This is a genomic window from Vibrio sp. QJM3NY_27 (genome assembly GCF_057785955.1).
Genome location: NZ_CM173511.1, coordinates 1,184,897 through 1,208,728 on the forward strand (window position 1 = coordinate 1,184,897; position 23,832 = coordinate 1,208,728).

General features: G+C 44.4%; 21 protein-coding genes. 17 read left to right on the forward strand and 4 right to left on the reverse strand.

Translation table 11 applies throughout. The features are described from left to right. The first annotated feature begins 26 nt into the window (after positions 1–26). The 5 genes from rpsA to pyrF all read left to right on the forward strand — a co-directional run bounded on the left by rpsA (position 27) and on the right by pyrF (position 4,511). Complete coding sequence (gene rpsA / locus AC3CIA_RS05420; protein WP_017057038.1) at positions 27–1,697, forward strand: 30S ribosomal protein S1; 1,671 nt, start codon at positions 27–29, stop codon at positions 1,695–1,697. A gap of 121 nt (positions 1,698–1,818) precedes the next feature. After that, positions 1,819–2,103 carry an integration host factor subunit beta gene (ihfB, locus tag AC3CIA_RS05425; RefSeq protein ID WP_017073307.1) on the forward strand — a complete coding sequence of 95 codons (285 nt, stop codon included), beginning with the start codon at positions 1,819–1,821 and terminating at the stop codon, positions 2,101–2,103. Between the two features lie 129 nt (positions 2,104–2,232). Beyond that, positions 2,233–2,505 carry a LapA family protein gene (locus tag AC3CIA_RS05430; protein ID WP_488518661.1) on the forward strand — a complete coding sequence of 91 codons (273 nt, stop codon included), beginning with the start codon at positions 2,233–2,235 and terminating at the stop codon, positions 2,503–2,505. A 12-nt stretch (positions 2,506–2,517) separates the two neighbouring features. Then, a complete protein-coding gene (lapB, locus tag AC3CIA_RS05435) occupies positions 2,518–3,693 on the forward strand; it encodes a lipopolysaccharide assembly protein LapB (protein WP_114633217.1) in 1,176 nt (391 codons plus the stop codon). Between the two features lie 122 nt (positions 3,694–3,815). Then, the gene (gene pyrF / locus AC3CIA_RS05440; RefSeq protein WP_017078954.1) at positions 3,816–4,511 is read left to right on the forward strand and encodes an orotidine-5'-phosphate decarboxylase; all 696 of its coding nucleotides are present in this window, start codon (positions 3,816–3,818) and stop codon (positions 4,509–4,511) included. 126 nt (positions 4,512–4,637) lie between these two features. Here pyrF and miaE read toward each other — a convergent pair whose 3' ends face one another. Both miaE and AC3CIA_RS05450 read right to left on the reverse strand, forming a co-directional pair. Further along, a complete protein-coding gene (gene miaE, locus AC3CIA_RS05445; protein ID WP_017080436.1) occupies positions 4,638–5,432 on the reverse strand; it encodes a tRNA isopentenyl-2-thiomethyl-A-37 hydroxylase MiaE in 795 nt (264 codons plus the stop codon). A 102-nt stretch (positions 5,433–5,534) separates the two neighbouring features. After that, positions 5,535–6,299, reverse strand: coding sequence for a hypothetical protein (locus tag AC3CIA_RS05450; protein WP_004734562.1), 765 nt, complete (start codon positions 6,297–6,299; stop codon positions 5,535–5,537). A 322-nt stretch (positions 6,300–6,621) separates the two neighbouring features. On the opposite strand from AC3CIA_RS05450, the gene cysB reads away from it, so the two are divergent. Next, positions 6,622–7,596 (forward strand): HTH-type transcriptional regulator CysB, encoded by a 975-nt coding sequence (gene cysB / locus AC3CIA_RS05455; RefSeq protein WP_009848858.1) that lies wholly within the window; start codon positions 6,622–6,624, stop codon positions 7,594–7,596. 342 nt (positions 7,597–7,938) lie between these two features. Next, positions 7,939–9,147, forward strand: coding sequence for a methyltransferase (locus AC3CIA_RS05460; protein WP_488518662.1), 1,209 nt, complete (start codon positions 7,939–7,941; stop codon positions 9,145–9,147). A gap of 174 nt (positions 9,148–9,321) precedes the next feature. Here AC3CIA_RS05460 and ald read toward each other — a convergent pair whose 3' ends face one another. After that, positions 9,322–10,446, reverse strand: a complete 1,125-nt coding sequence (ald, locus tag AC3CIA_RS05465; protein ID WP_017107652.1) for an alanine dehydrogenase — start codon at positions 10,444–10,446, stop codon at positions 9,322–9,324. Positions 10,447–10,602: 156 nt separating this feature from the next. Here ald and lrp point away from each other — a divergent pair, with 156 nt between their 5' ends. The 6 genes from lrp (at position 10,603) to AC3CIA_RS05495 (ending at position 18,462) form a co-directional block, all read left to right on the forward strand. Then, on the forward strand, positions 10,603–11,097 hold the full coding sequence (lrp, locus tag AC3CIA_RS05470) for a leucine-responsive transcriptional regulator Lrp (protein ID WP_004734558.1): 495 nt from the start codon (positions 10,603–10,605) through the stop codon (positions 11,095–11,097). Between the two features lie 162 nt (positions 11,098–11,259). Next, positions 11,260–14,442, forward strand: coding sequence for a DNA translocase FtsK 4TM domain-containing protein (locus tag AC3CIA_RS05475; protein ID WP_488518663.1), 3,183 nt, complete (start codon positions 11,260–11,262; stop codon positions 14,440–14,442). 75 nt (positions 14,443–14,517) lie between these two features. After that, positions 14,518–15,114 carry an outer membrane lipoprotein periplasmic chaperone LolA gene (gene lolA, locus AC3CIA_RS05480; protein ID WP_004734556.1) on the forward strand — a complete coding sequence of 199 codons (597 nt, stop codon included), beginning with the start codon at positions 14,518–14,520 and terminating at the stop codon, positions 15,112–15,114. Between the two features lie 64 nt (positions 15,115–15,178). Then, positions 15,179–16,534: a replication-associated recombination protein A gene (locus tag AC3CIA_RS05485; RefSeq protein WP_241907509.1), complete on the forward strand. Its 1,356-nt coding sequence runs from the start codon at positions 15,179–15,181 to the stop codon at positions 16,532–16,534. A 142-nt stretch (positions 16,535–16,676) separates the two neighbouring features. Beyond that, on the forward strand, positions 16,677–17,984 hold the full coding sequence (gene serS, locus AC3CIA_RS05490; protein WP_004734554.1) for a serine--tRNA ligase: 1,308 nt from the start codon (positions 16,677–16,679) through the stop codon (positions 17,982–17,984). Positions 17,985–18,195: 211 nt separating this feature from the next. Continuing rightward, the gene (locus AC3CIA_RS05495) at positions 18,196–18,462 is read left to right on the forward strand and encodes a DksA/TraR family C4-type zinc finger protein (protein WP_004734553.1); all 267 of its coding nucleotides are present in this window, start codon (positions 18,196–18,198) and stop codon (positions 18,460–18,462) included. Between the two features lie 104 nt (positions 18,463–18,566). Here the strand turns inward: AC3CIA_RS05495 and bioA are convergent, their stop codons facing one another. Further along, complete coding sequence (bioA, locus tag AC3CIA_RS05500) at positions 18,567–19,844, reverse strand: adenosylmethionine--8-amino-7-oxononanoate transaminase (protein ID WP_488518664.1); 1,278 nt, start codon at positions 19,842–19,844, stop codon at positions 18,567–18,569. Between the two features lie 159 nt (positions 19,845–20,003). Between bioA and bioB the strand changes: the two genes are divergently transcribed. The 4 genes from bioB to bioD are packed head-to-tail and all read left to right on the forward strand — an operon-like array spanning position 20,004 to position 23,738. Further along, positions 20,004–21,056: a biotin synthase BioB gene (bioB, locus tag AC3CIA_RS05505; protein ID WP_488518665.1), complete on the forward strand. Its 1,053-nt coding sequence runs from the start codon at positions 20,004–20,006 to the stop codon at positions 21,054–21,056. Continuing rightward, positions 21,043–22,254 (forward strand): 8-amino-7-oxononanoate synthase, encoded by a 1,212-nt coding sequence (gene bioF, locus AC3CIA_RS05510; RefSeq protein ID WP_488518666.1) that lies wholly within the window; start codon positions 21,043–21,045, stop codon positions 22,252–22,254. Before bioB ends, bioF begins: the two co-directional genes overlap by 14 nt. Beyond that, positions 22,255–23,058: a malonyl-ACP O-methyltransferase BioC gene (gene bioC, locus AC3CIA_RS05515; RefSeq protein ID WP_237290699.1), complete on the forward strand. Its 804-nt coding sequence runs from the start codon at positions 22,255–22,257 to the stop codon at positions 23,056–23,058. Next, entirely contained in the window at positions 23,055–23,738 is a 684-nt protein-coding gene (bioD, locus tag AC3CIA_RS05520; protein ID WP_029225749.1) for a dethiobiotin synthase, read from the forward strand. The genes bioC and bioD overlap by 4 nt, the downstream gene beginning before the upstream one ends. The last annotated feature ends 94 nt before the right edge of the window (positions 23,739–23,832 follow it).

Consider the following 23,832-nt stretch of genomic DNA (forward strand, 5'->3'; position numbering starts at 1 on the left):
GACGTTTAATTATTGAAGATTAAATAATGACTGAATCTTTTGCTCAACTCTTTGAAGAGTTTCTATCTGAAACTGAATTCCAACAAGGCAGCATCGTTAAAGGTACTGTAGTAGCTATCGAGAACGGTTTCGTTCTTGTAGATGCTGGTCTTAAGTCTGAATCTGCTATCCCTGCTGAACAATTCAAGAACGCTGCTGGCGAACTTGAAGTTGAAGTTGGTGCTGAAGTAGACGTAGCTCTAGACGCTGTTGAAGATGGTTTCGGTGAGACTCAACTTTCTCGTGAGAAAGCTAAGCGTCATGAAGCTTGGATCGTACTTGAGAAAGCTTGTGAAGAAGCTGAAACTGTTGTTGGTATCATCAACGGTAAAGTTAAAGGCGGTTTCACTGTTGAACTTAACGGTATCCGTGCTTTCCTTCCTGGTTCTCTAGTAGACGTACGTCCTATCCGTGACACTGCTCACCTAGAAAACAAAGAGCTAGAGTTCAAAGTAATCAAGCTAGACCAGAAGCGTAACAACGTTGTTGTTTCTCGTCGTGCTGTTATCGAATCTGAAAACAGTGTTGAGCGTGACGAACTTCTTGAAACTCTACAAGAAGGTACTGAAGTTAAAGGTATCGTTAAGAACCTTACTGACTACGGTGCATTCGTTGATCTTGGCGGTGTTGACGGTCTTCTACATATCACAGATATGGCTTGGAAGCGTGTTAAGCACCCATCAGAGATCGTTAACGTTGGTGACGAAATCCTAGTTAAAGTTCTTAAGTTCGATCGTGAGCGCACTCGTGTTTCACTAGGTCTTAAGCAACTTGGCGAAGATCCATGGGTAGCAATCGCTAAGCGTTACCCAGAAGGTCACAAACTTTCTGGTCGTGTTACGAACCTAACTGACTACGGCTGCTTCGTTGAAATCGAAGAAGGCGTTGAAGGTCTAGTACACGTTTCTGAAATGGATTGGACTAACAAGAACATCCACCCTTCTAAAGTTGTTAATGTTGGCGACGAAGTTGAGGTTATGGTTCTTGATATCGACGAAGAACGTCGTCGTATCTCTCTAGGTCTGAAACAGTGTAAAGCTAACCCATGGCAGTCATTTGCAGAAATGCAAGCTAAGGGCGACAAAGTTACTGGTAAGATCAAGTCTATCACTGACTTTGGTATCTTCATCGGTCTAGAAGGCGGTATCGACGGTCTTGTACACCTATCTGACATTTCTTGGAACGCTGCCGGCGAAGAAGCTGTACGTGAATACAAGAAAGGCGACGAAATCTCTGCTGTTGTTCTAGCAGTAGATGCAGAGCGTGAGCGTATTTCTCTTGGCGTTAAGCAAATGGAAAACGACCCGTTCAACGCATACGTTGCTGACAACAAGAAAGGTGTTCTTGTAAACGGTACTGTAACTGCAGTTGACGCGAAAGGCGCTACTATCGAGCTAATCGAAGGCGTTGAGGGTTACCTACGCGCTTCTGAAGTTTCTCGTGACCGTATCGAAGATGCATCTCTAATCCTAAGCGTTGGCGACAGCGTTGAAGCGAAGTTCACTGGTGTAGACCGTAAGAACCGCGTAATCAACCTATCTATCAAAGCTAAAGATGAAGCTGATGAGCAAGAAGCAATGGCTTCACTGAACAAGTCTGATGAAGGCGCGTTCGGTAACGCAATGGCAGACGCATTCAAAGCTGCTAAAGGCGAATAATAGCTTCTCATTAAGAGAATTATAGCTATATAGCCAAGAAAGGAGCCGCAAGGCTCCTTTTTTTTTGCTTATTTTTCCGATAGGTCTATAATTTCTAAAAAGAAAACCAACGAGGGTAACTATGACTAAGTCTGAATTGATTGAAAGACTGTGCGCTGAGCAAACGCACCTTTCTGCAAAAGAAATTGAAGACGCTGTAAAAGACATTTTAGAGCACATGGCTTCAACACTAGAAAGTGGTGATCGAATCGAAATTCGCGGTTTTGGCAGTTTTTCTCTGCATTTCCGTGAACCTCGTGTTGGACGTAATCCTAAAACTGGTGACAAGGTTGAGTTGGAAGGCAAATACGTTCCTCACTTTAAACCAGGTAAAGAGCTACGCGAACGAGTAAACTCAGGACTGTAGACTACTTATCGGAATTAAGAAAAGCGGCATACTATAATGTATGCCGCTTTTTTATGACCATAATATGGTGGTCTGATTAGTAATTTTCCTGCATAATCGTACAGCTAACTAACCAATGAGTGATGAACTATGAAAATTATAAAAATAGTCGCCGTTATCGCACTTTTCCTAATTGCACTGGCTTTAGGCTCTCAAAACCAAACAAGTGTGAATTTCAACTATCTGCTAGCGCAAGATGATTTTCACCTATCAAGCTTGTTAGGTGTTGTCTTTGTTTCAGGTTTTGGTCTTGCTTGGTTAGTCTTCGGCAATATCCACATGCGATCTCAACTGCGAATTCATCGTTTGAAGAAACAACTCAATAAGCAATCAAAGCAGGTAGCTGCTGATACCAAAGCTTAAAGGTCTTATTTGATGTTAGAGTTACTGTTCTTGCTCTTACCTATTGCCGCCGCTTACGGTTGGTATATGGGTAATCGTAATGCTCAGCAAGAAAAACAGAAACAATCACACCAGATTTCCCGTCAATACGTGACGGGTTTGAACCTATTACTGTCAGATCAGTCTGACAAAGCGGTTGATCACTTCATTGAACTCCTTCAAGTCGACAATGAAACCATCGATACTCACTTAGCTTTGGGCAACTTGTTCCGCTCTAGAGGTGAAGTCGACCGTGCTATTCGTATCCACCAAAACCTTATCTCCCGTTCGGGGCTTACTCTCGATCAGAAAAACCTCGCACTACAACAATTAGCTAAAGATTATATGGTCTCTGGCTTTCTTGATCGCGCCGAAAAAATCTTTGAACAGCTTGTAGAAGAACCCGATCACAAAGAGGGTGCTCTACAGCAGTTGGTTGCTATTTATCAGCAAACTCGAGAGTGGAACAAGGCTATTCATTACGGAAATATCCTAGTTAAGCTCGGTAAGAAGAAAATGAAGATGCGCGCGACCGTTGCACATTTCTGGTGTGAACTTGCGATGCAAGAGCAAGCCGATGGTAATCGCTCTAAAGCGCTTCAGAATTTCAAAAAGGCACTTTCTGAAGACCCTAAATGTGTTCGTGCTAGCATTGCTCTAGGCAAGTTCCACTTAGCGAACGAAGACTACCAAAAGACAATCGATTGTTTGGAGTCGGTACTCGAGCAAGATATCGACTTTATTAGTGAGGTGTTGCCAACCCTTGCTGAGTGTTACCACAAGCTTGGGCAAGAGGCTCAATTGGTCGAGTTCCTTAAAGCTTGTATTCAGAATAAAGCTGGTGTATCCGCTGAACTGATGCTCGCTCAATTGGTTGCTCACCATGAAGATGTTGGTTCTGCTCAAGAGCTACTAACAAAGCAGCTAGTCAAAAATCCAACCATGAAGGGTTTTTATCGATTAATCGATTATCACCTAGCGGAAGCAGAAGAAGGTCGTGCGAAAGACAGCTTAACCACACTTCAATCTATGGTTGGTGAACAACTTAAGGTTAAGCCTCATTATCGTTGTCGTCAGTGTGGTTTCTCAACACACTCAATGTATTGGCACTGCCCTTCATGTAAGGGGTGGGGAACGATCAAGCCTATTCGTGGGCTTGATGGTGAATAGATTTGTGGTCATTTTAAGACCAAATTATTAATTGCAGCTTTCGGGCTGCATTTTTATGACTGTTATTTATGGCCTGATTGGTATAAATATTTTGTAGAAAGTTAACTGCGTTAGGAGATGAAATGAACGACCAAAAAATCATTGTAGCATTGGATTATGATAACCAAGCGGATGCGTTAGCCTTTGTTGATCGTATTGACCCTGCATCCTGCCGTCTAAAAGTGGGCAAAGAGATGTTTACCTTGTTTGGTCCTGAATTTGTTCGTGAATTGCATAAACGTGGTTTCTCAGTATTTTTGGATCTTAAATTCCACGACATCCCGAACACATGTTCAAAAGCTGTGCGAGCTGCCGCGGAACTAGGCGTTTGGATGGTGAACGTACATGCAAGTGGTGGTGAGCGCATGATGACGGCGTCTCGCGAAATTTTGGAACCGTATGGTAAAGATCGTCCGTTACTAATTGGCGTGACAGTACTGACCAGTATGGAGCAATCTGACTTGGCGGGTATTGGTTTGGATCTTGAGCCACAGCAGCAGGTGATGCGCTTGGCATCTCTGACTAAAAACTCAGGCTTAGACGGCGTTGTATGTTCGGCACAAGAGGCTTCTTTACTGAAAGGTGCACTTGGCCAAGAGTTCAAGCTAGTAACTCCTGGTATTCGTCCTGTAGGTGCTGATGTTGGTGACCAGAAGAGAATCATGACGCCTTCTAAAGCGATTGAGTCAGGTTCTGACTACCTTGTTATCGGTCGCCCTATCACTCAAGCGATAGACCCTGCCGCTGTACTTGCAGAGATCAACGGTACGCTAGCTTAGGTTTGCATCAGAAAGCTATTCAAATAAGAAGGCCAGCAAATTGCTGGCCTTCTTATTTGTGTTCGAGGCCTTTTCATTTGTGTATGAGGCATTGAATTGGTCTGGACTTGAGTTATCTTGCCTAGTCTAAACCGGAGCGCCGCTATGGAACTTAAAGTCGCTGTCTTCTGAAGTGATAAGATCAGCTTCTACTTGCGCGAAATGAGCAATACGCTCTGAGATATCTTTCCCTGCGATCTGCTCTGCTAACTCAAGGTAATCTTGGTAATGACGAGCCTCTGAGCGAAGCAGAGACACGTAAAACTTCTCCATATCTTCTTCCAAGAATGGAGCTAATTTAGCGAAACGCTCACAAGAGCGAGCTTCGATAAACGCACCGATGATGAGCTTATCAACTAGAGCATCGGGTTCGTAAGTTTTGACTTGCTTGATTAAACCCTTAGCGTAGCGACCCGCTTCAATCGGTTGGTAAGTGACGCCTTTCTTAACCATCAATTCCATGACTTGGTAGAAATGATGCAGCTCTTCTTTGATCAGCAATACCATTTTATCGATCAGGTCAGCGCCGTAATTACAGCCTTCTTTCGCTGTAATTTGCTTTGATACGTTGCTTTTACCACGCAGAGACTCTAAGTCTCCGATACGACGGTAAGCAAATTGCTCGTAGGGCAAAATCCATTCATTCAGTTGCTTTGCGCTTTCTTTATCAACTGCGTACTTGCGGATAAGGAACAAAGCACTCTGTGCCGCCTTAAGCTCACAAAGCATGTGATCGCGTAGAATGATGTGAAGGTTTTCAGGCTTTTTGGCTTCATCGATCCATGAATCTGGCGTTTCAGCTTTAAGAAAAGAGTGGATTGGAGCTAATAATTCTTGATACATGGTCAGGGCAAGTTTGTTGATAATGCGAGATTTTATCACAGCTCAAGAGATCTCCCTATACAGAGAAAGGAAATTCAACAGCTACAAAAAAGGCCGCTAATTTAATGTAAATAAGCGGCCTTTAAGTATTGCGTTAGACAGTTACCATTTCTTCTTCTGACCGAAGAGGGCGTCCATGTCTTCGTCACGCTCTTTAGATTCGATCTGTTGTAAATCTTGCGCGTTTTTATCTTGGCGCTTCTGATCAAGATCGTTAAGCATCTGCTGAAGCTTTTCTTTCGCTTGAGTAGAGTATGAATCGTTCTTAGTTGCTAATGCGTCGATACCTTTACGCAGTAACTGAATTGCTGTGCCTGGTTGTCCTCGAGAAATCGAGTCGTTTGCACGCTTGATAACATTTTCGATGTTGATACGAATTTGAATCGTCTCTAAACGAGCGTTTTCAACCACATAAGCTTGAGTCTCGAAGCGGCCTTTATTGTGCTCGTTACGGACCGTATCACGTAGGCGCTTAACTAGCTTCAGCATCATGATCGCTTGTTTGTCACTGCTTGGAACGCGGAAGGTAGTACTTTCACCACCTTGGTAGTTCTCTTTAAGCTGAGTGATTTGTTGTTTTACGCTTTCAATGCGTTGGGCAAGCTGCTTGTTTTTGGGATCGAGCTGATACATGTTTTCTAACGCATCAAGAATTCGATTGTTTAAGCATATAAGAAGATCTTGGCTAAACGGCATGTGATGAGCATTACCAATCAACTCTTCTGTTCCGTCAATAATGGTTAGATAACGAGAAGCTTCCTGTTTCTTCGCTGTTTCTACCTTAACTTTGTATTGAAGCATGATGTTGTAGCCTAAAACCAACACCAAAAGAACGGCGACTAAGGCGATTATTAAACCAATATTCATATATTTGTGTCTGCTTGTTGTTTTCTATAGCTAACTTGAGAGGATACACGATTCCATTGTGTATCGGCACTCGTAAATTGCAATTTTTGATTATCTCTTGTTGAGCACAATCGGCAATCAAAACTTACCAACTAATGTATGAGAATGAGGTGTGGGTTGCAAAGCGTTAGTGATGTTTTTGTTTGTTAAGCTAGAAAAACTCATTATTTCTGTCATTTTGGTTCTCGAAGCGTTATAACTATTAATTATATTACACGAGATTATAAAGCTCTATTTGCAAATAAGTTAGCGCAGAAATGAGTAAAGGATTACGAGGTTAGATATGAAGTTACAGCAACTGAAGTACATTGTTGAGGTTCTAAACCATAACCTAAATGTTTCAGCGACAGCAGAGAGTTTGTATACATCTCAGCCCGGCATTAGTAAGCAAGTTAGGTTACTTGAAGACGAGCTAGGCATTCAGATTTTTGAACGTAGCGGTAAGCATTTAACTCAGGTTACACAAGCCGGTGAGGATATTATTCGTATCTCTCAAGAGATTTTGGCACGTGTAGAGAGTATTAAAGCAGTAGCGGGTGAGCACACTCATCCTGAGATGGGCACATTGAATATTTCAACCACTCATACTCAAGCTCGTTATGCGCTCCCTGATGTGATTAAAGGTTTCACGGCACGTTATCCAAAAGTGTCGCTTCACATGCACCAAGGTACACCAAGCCAGATGTCAGAAGCGGTCGCTAAAGGGACTGCGAACTTTGCGATTGCAACGGAAGCGCTGCACCTATATCAAGATGCAATTATGCTGCCTTGTTATCATTGGAACCGTTCGATAGTGGTAACGAAAGATCACCCTCTTGCACAGAAACGAAATATCTCGATTGAAGATCTTGCTGCTTATTCCCTCGTGACTTATGTATTTGGTTTTACTGGCCGTTCCGAGCTTGATACTGCATTCAACAAAGTAGGATTAACACCTCGAGTTGTATTTACCGCAACGGATGCAGACGTAATCAAAACTTATGTTCGTATGGGGATCGGAGTTGGTGTAATCGCAAGTATGGCGATTGACCACGAGCAGGATACAGATTTGGTTGCTATTGATGCGAGTCACCTATTTGGTGCTAGCACCACAAGCATTGGCTTTAGAAAAGGTACTTTCCTGCGTTCTTACATGTTTGATTTTATGGAGCGTTTTGCTCCGCACTTAACTCGTCCTGTGGTTGAACAAGCTATTTCTTTGAAATCGAATGAAGAAATCGAAGAGATGTTTAAAGACATCGACCTGCCTGTTCGCTAAGGGGCACAGTCTTTAATTCGATTCCTATTCGGCCTGTTTACAGGCCGTTTTCATTTGAACTCGGTTTTGGTTTATACCAATCGTAGTAAATAACTGGTCACCCTAACTTGTTAAAACGCTCGATAACGTTGTTAGAACTTTTGATTGCAGAATAAGTACTTATCGAAACGACTTGCCGAACAGAGCTGCCTTGTTCTCAAGCCTTTACCTGCGCTACTTCTGTTCACTGACTTTCCGTGATTGGTATTACTTACTGAAAGCCTGTCCCTATAGCCTCGATTTGTATCCTTCCTTTCCATTTCGGCCTCTTACCCCTACAATCCTCGCACCATAGGGGGAAGCATGCATTCACGATTTACAATACTCGACTCATTCTTGTTAGAGCACCAAGTCTATTGGCGTTCGGAGCCTTTTCATCTATGCCAAACTCACCATCAACCATGGAAAGATGTGAATCGCCCACTTGTCGATTGGTTAGAAAGTTTGAGTATTGAGCGCATTCAAACGTTAAAAGAGCAGCCTCAGCTTTTGGTCGAGGAACTGACTCGCTTCCTCCCTCGATTAGATGCTGCTAACCAAAATATCCAGTTTGATAATACGGCTTTGGTTGGATTAGACCTCCCTCGTGGTGCTGCTGGTGGTATTCCCGGCAGAAAGCTGCAACAAATCGTGGCGATGGGAGAGGCTGCACTTGAACACCATCACGGTAAAGAGTGGCTTGAATGGTGCTCTGGCAAAGGCTTTCTCGGTCGAATCTTATCTCAGCAGTCAGATCAAAAGGTCACTAGCTTTGAGTGGCAACAGTCACTGTGTGAAAGCGGGCAAAAGATTGCAGATGCTCAACATCTAGATATGAGCTTTGTTCAAGGTGACGCGTTTTCAAAAGATGCAGATCGGGTGTTTAACTCAAATCAACATGCTGTTGCTCTTCATGCTTGTGGCGACCTTCATGTTGAACTAGTGAAGAAATCTGTTTCACATGGGCTTCCTGCAGTGACCATTTCTCCTTGCTGCTACCATCTTATTCGTGGTGAAAACTACCAAGCCATGTCTTCCGTTGCGAAAAGCTCTGCATTAGCCCTAAGTAAAAGTGATTTAAGAATCCCGCTTCAAGAAACCGTCACTGGTGGTGAAAGAGTAAAGAGACATCGCCAACTAGAGATGAGTTATCGTTTGGGCTTCAGCAAACTGCTCAAAGCTGAACGTCATATCGACGAATACATTCCGGTGCCAAGCATAAAAAAATCAGAGCTATCTAAGGGTTTTGAATCATTCTGCCGCTGGGCATCTGAAGTTAAAAAAGTATCGCTGGGCTCAGACGTCGATTTTGATTTCTACTTAGCCCAAGGCGAGGCGCTTTTCTGGGAAATGGAGAAGTTGAGCTTAGTACAACAAGTCTTTAGACGCCCATTGGAGATATGGTTGGCCTTAGATCGTGTCATCTATCTGCAAGAACAAGGCTATGAAGCTTCGATTGAAGAGTTCTGTGAACGCAGTATTACGCCAAGAAACCTATTGATTCATGGGGTTAAAGTCGAGCGTTATCAGTAAACAGAACTGTGCGTGTTTTACGATCTAAACTCATAAACTCATAAACGCAAAGCAAAGTCATAAATGTAAAAAAGCCAGCGCGACATAATGTCGTACTGGCTTTTTGTTTAATGTGTATAAGTTAACTGAACGCTTCAACGAGAAGATTATTGCGTTCAGTTAGCTATTGCAGCATTAGTTAAACATTGCGATTGCTTCTGCAGGCGCTACGTATTCTAGGTCAAAGCTTTCAGCAACTTCTTTACAAGTTACTTTACCGTGAATAACGTTAAGACCTTCTAGGAAGCCTTCATCAGATAGAAGTGCTTCGCGGTAGCCTTTGTTCGCTAGCTTAACAATGTAAGGAAGTGTTGCATTGTTTAGTGCGTAAGTTGAAGTACGAGCAACGGCACCTGGCATGTTAGCAACACAGTAGTGAACTACGTCATCAACAATGTAAGTTGGATCTGCGTGAGTGGTTGCGTGTGAAGTTTCGAAACAACCACCTTGGTCGATTGCAACGTCAACAACAGCTGAACCTGGCTTCATCTTAGCGATGTGATCTTTTGTAACCAATTTAGGCGCTGCTGCACCTGGGATCAGTACTGCACCAATCACTAGGTCTGCTTCTAGAACATGCTTCTCGATAGCGTCTTCAGTAGAATAAACCACTTTTGCGCGACCTTGGAATTCTTCATCAAGACGACGAAGCGTATCTACGTTGCGATCAAGAATGGTTACGTCTGCGCGAAGGCCAACAGCCATACGTGCTGCGTTAGCACCCACAACACCGCCGCCAACAACAACAACTTTCGCTGGTTCAACACCAGGAACGCCGCCAAGAAGAAGGCCACAACCACCGTTAGATTTTTCTAGTGTTTGTGCACCTGCTTGAATAGACATGCGACCAGCGACTTCAGACATTGGTGCTAATAGTGGCAAGCGACCCATATTATCTGTTACAGTCTCATAGGCTACGCAGACAGCTTTGCTCTTGATTAGCTCTTCCGTTTGTGGAAAATCTGGTGCAAGGTGTAAATAGGTAAATAATATTTGCCCTTCACGAAGCATAGCTCGCTCGACAGCTTGAGGTTCTTTAACCTTTACAATCATCTCTGCTTTCGCGAAAACGTCAGCAGCAGTAGGAAGAATGGATGCGCCTACAGCGATGTAATCATCGTCTGAAAAACCGATACCAGTACCGGCATTGGTTTCAACAAAAACTTGGTGGCTATGTGAGATTAGTTCTCTCACGCTAGCTGGGGTCATACCAACGCGGTATTCGTGGTTCTTGATTTCCTTCGGTACGCCAATGATCATCCTGACTCCTCATTATATTATGGTTGTTTTATCTATGTGTAGGGTAATTCTGTCGAATTAATATCTAGTATAGATAGGTTCAGATAGAATTTGATACCGAATATTAAAAAGTTGTAGTATATTTTTTTGCAAGGAAGTAATAAGGTGGAATAAAAAATGGCAGACAATTATAAGAAGCCGTCCAAGGAACTAGATCGTATTGACCGCAACATTCTTAATGAGTTGCAAAAAGACGGTCGTATCTCAAACGTTGAACTCTCAAAACGAGTAGGACTTTCTCCCACTCCATGTCTTGAGCGTGTTCGTCGTTTAGAACGTCAAGGTTACATTACTGGGTACACAGCGTTGCTGAACCCACAGTATCTTGATGCTTCACTTTTAGTGTTTGTTGAAATTACGTTGAACCGTGGTGCTCCAGATGTGTTCGAACAATTCAACACCGCTGTGCAGAAACTGGATGACATCCAAGAGTGTCATTTAGTGTCGGGTGATTTTGACTATCTTCTAAAAACACGTGTATCGGATATGGGTGCTTACCGTAAGCTACTGGGTGATACGTTACTTCGTCTACCGGGCGTAAACGACACTCGAACTTACGTTGTAATGGAAGAAGTGAAACAAACCAATCAACTTGTGATTAAAACTCGTTAGTCACAATTGGTGAAATGAAAGAAAGCGGACATTTGTTCCGCTTTCTTGCTTTCTGGAATTGGGTTTTTCTGTTTGATATGGTTAAATCAACAGTAGTTTCATTGAAACGGGCGGCTTTGGTCGCTCGAGATGTTTTATTCCGTTTAATTATTAAGTTGGTTTATGTTCAAGCAGAGCAGTAATAAAGTAGAAACAATCATTAAAACGAGTGAAGAGCCTCAGTCTCCTCGTTTGAATGGTTCTCAACGTCTAAAAGAGTGCAGCCTGATTATGGGTGTTCTCTTCTCTATTCTACTTGCCGTTGCGTTATTAACTTTTAGTCCTGCAGACCCATCATGGTCGCAAACGGCGTGGGGTGGTGACATTCAAAATGCGGGTGGCTACCTAGGTGCATGGTTGGCGGATACGCTTTTCTTTGTGTTTGGTTCTTTGGCTTACCCTTTACCTATCTTGGTAACGGTTGCTGCGTGGGTATTATTCCGTAAACGTAATGAAGACGAGCAGATCGATTTCATGCTGTGGGGCACTCGCTTACTTGGCCTTACTGTCCTTATTCTTACTAGTTGCGGTCTAGCCGATATCAACTTTGACGACATTTGGTACTTTTCGTCAGGTGGCGTCGTGGGGGATGTACTAACAAGCCTTGCGCTTCCCACGTTAAATGTTCTCGGTAGTACGCTGGTTCTTCTTTTCTTATGGGGAGCTGGCTTGACGCTATTAACCGGAATTTCTTGGTTAAGTATTGTGGAATGGCTAGGCGAATGTGCCATTAAATTTTTTACATCTGCTGTTAATAAGGCTCGTGGCCAAGATCAAGAGCTACTTGAGCCTGAATTGAAAGAATCGACAGACAGAGATTCTCTAACAGAACGTCATCAAAATCCGACTTTCCGTGATGTCCCTGCGTTAGAAGACAATCTTATCGAAGGTAAGGCTATAGAAGGGTATAAAGAAGCAGAACAAGATCAGATCGACCCAGCGATGAGCTTCTCTGCGACCAACGACTCTTCAGACACTAGCGTCAATGCGTTGGACAACAGTGCAACGTCGAAGCGTCATTACAATATCCATATGCCAGTAGAGGCTCCAGCTAAGCCAGAGGTTTCTACTTATGAAGCACCGCAAGTTCAACCTGAAATTCAACCAGAGCAACCTATCTCTGTCGCTCCTGTTTACCACGCGCCAGAAGAACCTTTAGAAGAAGGTATTGAGCGCTCGAAGCAGTTGAATGCGACGATAGAGCAGCTAGAAAATGCCGCTATGTATGAAGATGATCTTGCTGAGCAAGATCAGACTGATGCTCACGAATCTCAGGCTGCGTACCAACAATACATGCAGAACGACCAACCAGAAGTTGTCCCTACTGATATTGGCCTTGAAAGTGCTGAGTCAGCAGTCGATAGCACTTTAGAAGTTGATCGCACTCCAGAAGTTGAGAGCGAATTCGATACGGAAGATGTTCAACCTGAATCGTTATACGCTTCGCCAATGGGCGAACCAGAAGAACCAAGCGAACACGATTTCTCAGTACAAGCATCACCGTTTGATGTGGCTGAAGAACAAAGTTATGAGCAGCCTTCAGAATTCGAGTCTGTATCGACTGAAGAAGATAATGCAGAGCAACCTGAGTCTTTAATTAACCAACAGAATAATTCAGAATTTGAGCAATCAAACGAACAAACTCAAGAGCCAACGGTTGATCTTCCTTGGGAACAGGTAACAGAAGAAGAGCCTCTTCACCAAGATCAAGATGTTGCAGCCTTCCAAAGCCTTGTCTCTGAGGCACAAGCGAACATGGCGGCGACACAAAACCCGTTCCTGGTACAGCAAGATGTTAACTTACCGAAACCGGCCGAACCATTGCCAACGCTTGAGTTGTTGTTCCACCCTGAAAAACGCGAAACCTTTATTGACCGCGATGCACTAGAGGCGATCGCTCGTCTTGTTGAATCGAAGCTAGCGGACTACAAGATCAAAGCTGATGTGGTTGATATTTTCCCAGGTCCTGTCATCACTCGATTTGAACTCGATCTGGCTCCGGGCGTCAAAGTAAGCCGTATTTCTGGCCTTTCTATGGACTTAGCTCGTTCGCTTTCTGCATTGGCAGTACGTGTCGTCGAGGTAATACCGGGTAAACCTTATGTTGGTTTAGAATTGCCGAACATGAGCCGTCAAACCGTATTCTTCTCCGATGTGGTGGGCAGCCCTCAGTTCCAAGAAGCGAAGTCACCAACGACCGTTGTTCTAGGGCAAGATATTGCTGGTGAAGCGGTTATTGCTGACCTATCGAAGATGCCACATGTTCTGGTTGCAGGTACAACCGGTTCTGGTAAGTCTGTCGGTGTAAACGTGATGATATTGAGTATGCTTTACAAGGCATCACCAGAAGATGTTCGCTTCATCATGATCGACCCGAAAATGTTGGAATTATCTATCTATGAAGGTATTCCACATCTGTTGTCTGAAGTTGTGACTGACATGAAAGATGCATCTAACGCCCTTCGTTGGTGTGTAGGTGAAATGGAACGTCGTTACAAACTGATGTCGGCTCTAGGTGTTCGTAACATCAAAGGCTACAACGACAAGTTGAAGATGGCCGCGGAAGCGGGTCACCCAATCCATGACCCACTATGGAAGCCGGGCGACAGCATGGACCCTGAAGCACCATTGTTGGAAAAACTGCCTTATATTGTGGTTGTCGTCGATGAATTCGCTGATTTAATTATGGTAGTCGGTAAGAAAGTGGAAGAACTGATTGCACGTTTGGCGCAGAAAGCGCGTGCGGCTGGTGTTCACTTGATCTTAGCCACTCAACGTCCTTCGGTGGATGTTATTACTGGTCTTATTAAAGCAAACATCCCAACACGTGTTGCCTTTACGGTATCAACCAAAACAGATTCAAGAACTATTCTTGACCAAGGTGGTGCAGAATCATTATTGGGTATGGGTGATATGTTGTACTTACCACCGGGTTCAAGCCACACAACTCGTGTACACGGTGCGTTTGCATCTGATGATGATGTACACGCGGTAGTGAACAACTGGAAAGCACGCGGTAAGCCAAACTATATTGAAGAGATTACGAACGGCGACCAAACCCCGGAAACACTGTTACCGGGTGAGAAGATGGAAGGCGATGAAGAAGTCGATCCACTGTTTGATCAAGTGGTAGAACACGTTGTCCATTCACGTCGTGGTTCAGTTTCTGGCGTGCAACGTCGATTCAAGATTGGCTACAACCGCGCGGCACGAATTGTTGAGCAGCTTGAAGCTCAAGGCATTGTGAGTACTCCGGGCCATAACGGTAACCGTGAAGTCTTAGCGCCAGCGCCACCAAAAGATTAGTTCCATTCGGAACTCATAACTATTAAGTCGGTCAAATCGAAAATATGACCGACTTATGTTCTAACAGGATTATTGATGAAAAAAGTATTCGCACTTTTATTTATGAGCTTTTCAGTATTGGCTTCTCCGAAAGAAGAACTGAGTAGCCGCTTGTCATTGAATGCAGGTTTTAGCGCCGACTTTAAACAAGTCGTGACTAGCCCTGATGGTGATGTTGTTATGGAAGGCGAGGGCACGGTTGAGATTGCACGCCCAAGCTTATTCCGTTGGGAAACGACTTTCCCTGATGAAAACGTGTTGGTATCTGATGGTCAAAGCTTGTGGTACTACAGCCCGTTCATTGAGCAGGTTAGTATTTACTGGCAAGAGCAAGCAACATCACAAACACCTTTTGTCTTGCTGACTCGTAACCAAGAAAGCGATTGGGACAACTACAATGTCGCACAAACGGGTAACCAATTTACGCTAACGCCAACAGCTGTGGATTCTAATCAGGGCGATTTCCAGATTAAGATCACTGAAAAGGGCATTGTTCAGGGCTTTAACGTGATTGAACAAGACGGTCAGAAAGGTGAGTTTACCTTTAGCAATGTTGACTTAGGTAAACCTGCAGCAGACCGCTTTACTTTTGTGGCACCGGAAGGTGTCGAGGTCGACGACCAAAGAAACTGATCTAATGAAGCAGATCATTTGGTAGTACGTCGATAGGCACAGATGCCATCAACGAATCAAGAGATTGCAATTGAGTAATTACAGCTTAGATTTTGCGGGGGACGAAGATTTTCGTCCCCTTGCTGCTCGTATGAGACCTGAAACTGTCGAACAGTACATCGGTCAGCAGCATATATTAGGCCCAGGTAAACCACTTCGTAGAGCGTTGGAAGCGGGCCATATTCACTCGATGATTTTATGGGGGCCTCCGGGCACCGGTAAAACCACGTTAGCCGAAGTAGCAGCAAACTATGCCAATGCTGAAGTTGAGCGCGTATCGGCGGTAACTTCGGGCGTAAAAGACATTCGTATCGCGATTGAAAAAGCGCGTGAAAACAAACAAGCAGGGCGTAGAACGATTCTATTTGTGGACGAAGTCCATCGCTTTAACAAAAGTCAGCAAGATGCGTTCTTACCTCATATCGAAGATGGCACGGTTACGTTTATCGGCGCGACCACAGAAAATCCATCCTTTGAATTGAACAACGCTTTGTTGTCACGTGCGCGTGTTTACAAGCTGACTTCGCTTAATACCGATGATATTTCTCTCGTTATTCGCCAGGCTATTGAAGATAAACAGCGCGGTCTGGGTGATGTGACGGCTGATTTTGCTGATAACGTCTTAGATCGCCTCGCTGAACTGGTCAACGGTGACGCACGTATGTCGCTCAACTATCTTGAGCTGCTGTATGACATGGCAGAAGACAACGACAAAGGCGAGAAAGCGATAACGTTACAGTTGCTGGCTGAGGTAGCAGGGGAGAAAGTCGCTCGCTTTGATAATAAGGGCGATATTTGGTACGACTTGATCTCCGCTGTTCACAAATCGATTCGCGGTTCAAACCCTGATGCAGCGTTGTATTGGTCAGCAAGAATGATTGCTGCGGGTTGTGATCCTTTGTATATCGTAAGACGTTTGCTGGCGATTGCTTCTGAAGATATTGGCAACGCTGACCCAAGAGCAATGCAGGTCGCAATGTCCGCTTGGGACTGCTTCACTCGAATTGGTCCTGCCGAAGGGGAGCGTGCTATTGCACAGGCGGTTGTTTATCTCGCGTGTGCACCAAAGAGTAACGCCGTTTACACCGCTTGGAAGCAAGCGTTAACGGATGCACACAATCTGCCTGAGTATGAAGTTCCTCATCACTTACGAAATGCACCCACAACTTTGATGAAGGACATGGGCTACGGGCAAGAATACCGTTATGCTCATGACGAACCTGGTGCCTACGCAGCTGGCGAAAAGTATTTGCCCCCTGAAATGGGAGAGAAGCAATACTATTTCCCAACAAAACGAGGCTTAGAGACTAAAATTGGCGAGAAGCTAGATTATCTGGCGGATTTGGACGCAAAAAGCCCACAAAAACGCTATGAAAAGTAGTCTTTTTTGGATATCGTTACCTAGTCATAAAAATTCAATTAAATCGTTTGAAATTGGTCGAAATAGCACCAATTTTAGGGGTTTAGCAGTGATTCAGTAGCAATCTACTGAATATTCAAATAACTAAAGCATAGGATTAGCAATGCTGGATTCTAAATTACTTCGAGCTGAGCTGGATGAAACAGCGGCAAAATTAGCACGTCGAGGCTTCACCCTTGATGTAGAGACAATTCGTGAACTTGAAGAAAAACGTAAGTCCCTTCAGATGAAAACTGAAGAGCTGCAAGCGTTACGTAACTCTCGATCGAAGTCCATTGGTCAAGCGAAAGCAAAAGGCGACCATGAAGAAGCTGAGCGTATCCTTGCTGAAGTAGGCAACTTAGGCGCAGAACTAGACCAAGCTAAAGTAACATTGGCTGAGCTTCAATCTGAGCTAGAAACGATCACAATGTCGATTCCTAACCTACCTGACGCAGAAGTGCCAGACGGTAAAGATGAAGACGACAACGTAGAAGTTTCTCGTTGGGGTCAACCTAAGACTTACGACTTCGAAGTGAAAGATCACGTGGATCTAGGCGAAATGTCTGGCGGTCTTGATTTTGCTAGCGCAGTTAAAATTTCTGGTTCTCGTTTCATCGTGATGAAAGGCAAATTCGCACGTCTACACCGTGCTATTGCTCAGTTCATGCTGGACCTTCACACTGATGAACACGGCTACACAGAAATGTACGTACCGTACCTAGTGAACCACGATAGCCTATACGGTACTGGTCAACTTCCTAAGTTCGGCGAAGACTTGTTCCACACAAGCCCGCTAACTGAGCAAGTAAGTGATGTACCTCTTAAGACGCTATCGCTTATCCCTACTGCAGAAGTACCGGTAACGAACATGGTTCGTGACACGATTACTGATGAAGCTGAACTGCCACTTAAGATGACAGCTCACACTCCATGTTTCCGTTCTGAAGCGGGTTCTTACGGTCGTGACACTCGTGGTCTTATCCGTATGCACCAATTCGACAAAGTTGAATTAGTACAAATTACTAAGCCAGAAGACTCAATGGCAGCGCTTGAAGAGCTAACAGGTCACGCTGAGAAAGTACTTCAACTTCTAGAGCTTCCTTACCGTAAAGTGATTCTATGTACTGGTGACATGGGCTTCGGTTCTGCGAAAACTTACGACTTAGAAGTATGGGTTCCAGCACAAGAGACTTACCGTGAAATTTCTTCTTGTTCAAACATGTGGGATTTCCAAGCGCGTCGTATGCAAGCTCGTTTCCGTCGTAAAGGCGAGAAGAAACCTGAACTTGTACACACACTAAACGGTTCTGGTCTTGCTGTTGGTCGTACTATGGTTGCTATCCTTGAGAACAACCAAGAAGCTGACGGCCGTATTGCTATCCCAACAGTACTTCAACCATACATGGGCGGCGTAACGCACATCGGTTAATCAGTTAAACTGTTATACGAAAACCCAGTCAATCGGCTGGGTTTTTTATTATCTGTTACACCGGAAAGTAGCGAGTCGAGGACCAATTTCATTACTCATTTGTAATAGTGTTTCTCTAATTTTGGTTATTATTACATCACTAAAAAATGGTTATAATGCGTTCTTACCGCGGTAGGTACAAATTTTCTCATGCAATTACAGAGGAGGACTTATGGCCGTAGGATGGGCAGGTGACGATAGCGTCAGTCAGCAAATTCAAAATACCATTGATGATGAGATCTCTCGTGTAAGAGGGAACATTCAAAGTGGGGAAAGCTTGCATTATTGTGACGAGTGCGGTGATGAGATATCAGAAAAGAGACGGCTAGCGATTAAAGGCGTGCGTTTCTGTATTGGATGCCAGTCCATGTTTGAACACGTTGCGCATCGTCACTCATTGTTCAATCGCAGAGCAAGTAAAGACAGCCAACTTCGTTAGAAGGCAGTCGCTCTCTATTGTCGATAATAATGAACCGACCTCTCCTTAACTTCAATATTGCAGATAGCAAATGAACCAGTAAGGAGAGGTAATAGCTTTGTCTTCTATTTAAAGCAGTGGCGATCTTTTAATGCGCAATTAATAGCGGAAACAAGTTTCTCGATGTGCTCAGGCTTGCTAATGAAGGGAGGCATCATATAAATCAATTTGCCAAACGGGCGTATCCAAACGCCTTGCTCTACAAAGTGAGCTTGGATGGTTTCCATATCCACAGGCGTGTGAGTCTCAACAACGCCAATAGCCCCTAACCAACGCACGTCTTTAACCAGTTCATGCTCTCGCAACGGTGGTAGCAACTCAGAAAAGAGTTGTTCAATCTGTTGAGTCTGAATTTTCCAATGGCCTTGCTCGATGATGGATAAACTTGCCGCACCGACTGCGCAAGCCAATGGGTTGCCCATAAAGGTTGGCCCATGCATAAAGCAACCTGCTTCACCGCTACATACGGTGTCTGCGACTTCTTTGCTCGCAAGCGTCGCTGACAGCGTCATATAGCCACCAGTTAGCGCTTTACCTACGCATAGAATGTCCGGTTGAACACCGGCATGCTCACAGGCAAACAGTTTCCCAGTGCGGCCAAACCCGGTCGCAATCTCATCCAAGATAAGTAATACGTTGAATTCATCACACAGTAAGCGAACCTGTTTTAAGAACTCAGGGTGGTATATGCGCATGCCGCCAGCACCTTGAACTATTGGCTCTAAGATCACGGCTGCAACCTCTTCATGATGGGTTGTGAGTTTCTCTCGAAAGCTATTGATGTCACTTGAATTCCACTCATCCCAAAAGCCAGTTTTTGGCGAATCAGCGAAAATATGCTCAGGCAAAAAGCCTTTGTAAAGGCTATGCATCGAGTTATCCGGATCGGTCACTGACATCGCCGCGAAGGTATCACCGTGGTAACCATCTCTTAGCGTTAGGAACTTTGAACGAGGTTGCCCTTTAGCATGCCAGTATTGCAGTGCCATCTTAAGGCTAACTTCTACGGCCACTGAACCTGAATCAGCCAAGAATACGTGTTCTAGATTACTTGGCGCTAGATTCAACAACTTTTTACACAAATCGATAGCTGGCTGGTGGGTGATACCACCAAACATAACGTGTGAAACCTTATCGATTTGGCTGTGAGCTGCAGCATTGAGCTCTGGATGATTGTAGCCGTGGATGGTTGACCACCAAGATGACATACCATCAATAATTCGCTTTCCGCCTTCTAATTCTAGGTAAACACCGTCTGCGTTGGTGACTGGGTAGCAGGTCAGAGGTGTTAACGTTGATGTGTAAGGATGCCAGATATGCTGGCGATCAAAGGCGAGATCCATAGTAACTTCCATTTTTGATGTGATTAAAAAATAACCAGATGTAAACTTTTGATATTATCAATGTGTTGACAGTCTAAAGCTTGTCGGTAGACTAGCCAAGCATAAATGCAATCTCTATTAATAGAGATGCAACATCAAATAATAAAAAAGGATCGACACGTGGAAGTTCGTCATGACTGGACAGTTGCTGAAGTAACAGCACTGCTTGAAAAACCGTTTATGGATTTAATGTTTGAAGCTCAAGTCGTTCATAGACGGTACCAAGAGCAAAACCACGTGCAAGTGAGTACGCTTTTATCGATAAAGACGGGTGCTTGTCCTGAAGATTGTAAGTACTGTCCTCAAAGTGCTCACTACCGAACGGATGTCGACAAAGAACGCTTAATGGAAGTCGAGCGTGTTTTGGATGCTGCGCTAAAAGCCAAGAATGCGGGCTCAACTCGCTTTTGTATGGGCGCTGCATGGAAAAACCCGAAAGAGCGCGATATGCCTCACCTTACCGACATGATCAAAGGTGTGAAAGGCATGGGCTTGGAAACCTGTATGACACTGGGCATGTTAACGCCCGATCAAGCGGGTGAACTAGCGGGTGCGGGTTTAGATTACTACAACCATAACCTTGATACGTCTCCTGAGTTCTACGGCAGCATCATTACTACTCGTACTTACCAAGATCGTTTAGATACTTTATCTCATGTACGTGATGCGGGTATGAAGATTTGTTCTGGTGGCATTATTGGTATGGGTGAAAGCACCAATGACCGTGCAGGTCTACTTGTAGAACTAGCTAACCTTCCTGTACACCCTGAAAGTGTGCCAATCAACATGCTCGTAAAAGTGAAAGGCACACCGATGGAAAACGTTGATGATGTTGAGTCTTTCGATTTTATCAAACTGATTGCCATTGCTCGTATCATGATGCCAATGTCTGCGGTTCGTCTATCAGCGGGCCGTGAGAACATGAATGAACAGATGCAAGCGATGTGTTTCATGGCGGGCGCGAATTCTATCTTCTACGGTTGTAAGCTACTGACTACGCCAAACCCAGACGAAGACACGGATATGCAGCTGTTTAAGAAGCTGGGTATCAACAGCCAACAGGTCGCTCAAAAACCTGACGAAATTCAAGAAAATGAACTGTTAGATCAAGTGGTGGAGCGCGTTGCTGCTCGTCCAACGAAAGATGACATGTTCTACGATGCCACTGTTTAAATCTCGCATCAAAAGAGCCCTTGCTCATCGCCGTGAGCAAGGGTTAACTCGTCAACTTAAGGTACTCGAAAACAGCAATAGCTCTTTGCTTAATAGTGAAGGTTCTCGCTTTATTAACTTTTCGAGTAATGATTACCTAGGGTTGGCAAACGATCCTGAACTGGTTGATGCATGGCAAACCGGACTTTCCCAATATGGTGCCGGCAGTGCTGCATCGCCATTGGTCACGGGTTTTAGTCCTGCTCATAAAAATTTAGAGGCTCAGCTGTGCGAATGGCTTGGCTTTGAACGTGCCATTCTATTTAGTTCTGGTTTCAGTGCTAACCAAGCCTTGTTGTTTTCTCTGCTCGAAAAAGACGACTCTCTGTTGCAAGACAAACTTAACCACGCCTCCTTGATGGAAGCGGGGATGCTCTCACCTGCAACTATGAAACGCTTTAAGCACAACGACACGCAGCATTTAGAGTCTTTACTAAGCCGCTCTCCACAATCGTTAGTCGTGACTGAAGGTGTGTTCAGCATGGATGGTGACCAAGCGCCTCTCAGCCAGATATCTACCCTGACAAATCAATACGACAGTTGGTTGGCGGTTGATGATGCTCACGGTATCGGCGTGTTAGGTGATAAAGGGGCAGGGAGCTGCAGTGCGGCACAAATCTCACCCGATATTTTGGTGGTGACCTTTGGTAAAGCATTTGGTCTTTCAGGTGCTGCGATTCTTTGTTCGTCAGAAGTGGGTGATTACTTAACTCAGTTTGCTCGTCATCATGTGTATTCGACGGCGATGCCACCTTCACAAGCGGTGGCTTTGTCTCATGCGTGTCAGATGATTCAGACGCAAGAGTGGCGTCGAGAGAAGTTAACTGAGTTAGGAGCTCTCTATAAAGAGCAGATGAGTGGTGTAACAGGTTTCATTGATACTCAGACTCCGATTAAGCCGTTTGTGATTGGCGATGCTCAAGCTGCATTATCTATAGCGGAAGAATTGAAGCGTAACCAAGTTTGGGTCACGGCGATAAGGCCACCAACCGTTCCGACAGGGACTGCTCGTTTACGAATTACGTTAACGGCCAATCACAGTCAGGAACAGATTCTTCAGTTAACTGATTCGTTGCTTCAAGCAATAGAGCGAAGCAACGACTCTGGAAGCCAACCAAGCATAGAACCAAGCTTTGAATTAAAGAAAGAGGCTCAGTAAATGTCACAAGAAGCAGTAGTGCATAATTACGTAGGCCACGATAAGAGTGCGATTGCCGAAGCCTTCGGTAAAGCAGCGACAACGTATGACAAACACGCTGAATTTCAGCGCGATGTCGGCCACCGACTCCTAGACGAGCTACCGAGAGACCTCTCTGGCTTAAAGGTGCTCGATTTAGGTTGTGGTACTGGTTACTTCTCTGAGCAGATGGTAAAGCGTGGTGCTGAAGTGGTGTGTGCTGATCTTTCTGTTGGAATGTTAGAAAGGGCAGAGCAGCGCTGTGGTGCATCGGTTTCTTTATATCAACAAGCCGATGCTGAACAATTGCCGTTTGAAGATGGGTGTTTTGACATCGTTTTTTCAAGCTTAGCGTTGCAATGGTGCGATGATTTATCCTCACCTTTAAAAGAGATGAAGCGCGTTGTAGCGGTTGGCGGACGTGTGATTTTCTCAACTTTGCTTGATGGGTCACTGTTTGAACTGGAAAAATCATGGTCCAAAATTGACGCACATCAACACGTTAACCATTTTATTACAATCAATCAGGTAAAAATTGCGTTAGCGCAATCTAGCTGTACTGCTCATCAACTAGACTTGCCCACCATCACCGTTTGGTACGACACTGCGTTTGAACTGATGCGCGACCTTAAAGGTATCGGCGCTAATCACGTAAGTGGTCGCTCACAAGGTTTAACAAGTCGCCGCATGTTGCAGCTTGTTGAACGGGAATATCGAGAGTTTAAAAACCATCAAGGTTTCTTACCAGCAACATATCAAGTTTGTTTAGGGGTTATTCAATTATGATTGATGCATTATTCATTGCAGGTACGGATACCGAAGTGGGAAAAACTGTGGTTTCAAAAGCGATTCTTCAAGCTTTGGCCGCACAGGATTTATCAACAATTGGTTATAAACCAGTTGCTGCAGGGTGTGAACAATACCCAGAAGGGTTACGTAACAGTGATGCATTGCACCTTCAAGAAGCTGCGACGCAAGATGTTGCTTACGAAGACGTTAACCCGTATGCATTGTTGCTACCATCATCGCCTCACATCGCGGCAAAGCATGACGGTGTCGTGGTTGATGAAGCGGTATTATCAGCGAAGCTAGAACAGCATAAGCAAAACTCTGACATCGTTTTAGTTGAAGGTGCTGGTGGTTGGCGTGTACCCGTTTCAGATGACGAATACTTATCTAGTTGGGTAAAGAAAGAGCAGCTTCCAGTTGTCCTAACTGTTGGTATTAAGCTGGGTTGTTTAAGCCACGCTCTGTTAACTGCTGAAGCGATTCGTGCAGATGGTCTAAACCTAGTAGGTTGGGTAGCGAACCGCATTAATCCAGGCACTGAACATTATGCTGATATTATTGCGATGCTTGAAGACAAGCTAGGTGCGCCGAAGTTAGGTGAAATCCCTTACGTACCAAGAGCAAAGTCTAAGAACATTGGTAAGTACATTGATGTGCAGCCTTTGCTTGCGCTTTAATTCTCACCTTGTGTACTAAATAAGAAAAGGGCTGCGATTGCAGCCCTTTTGCTATTTTAAGCCTTTAGACCATACGTTTGTAAAAACGGGTCTT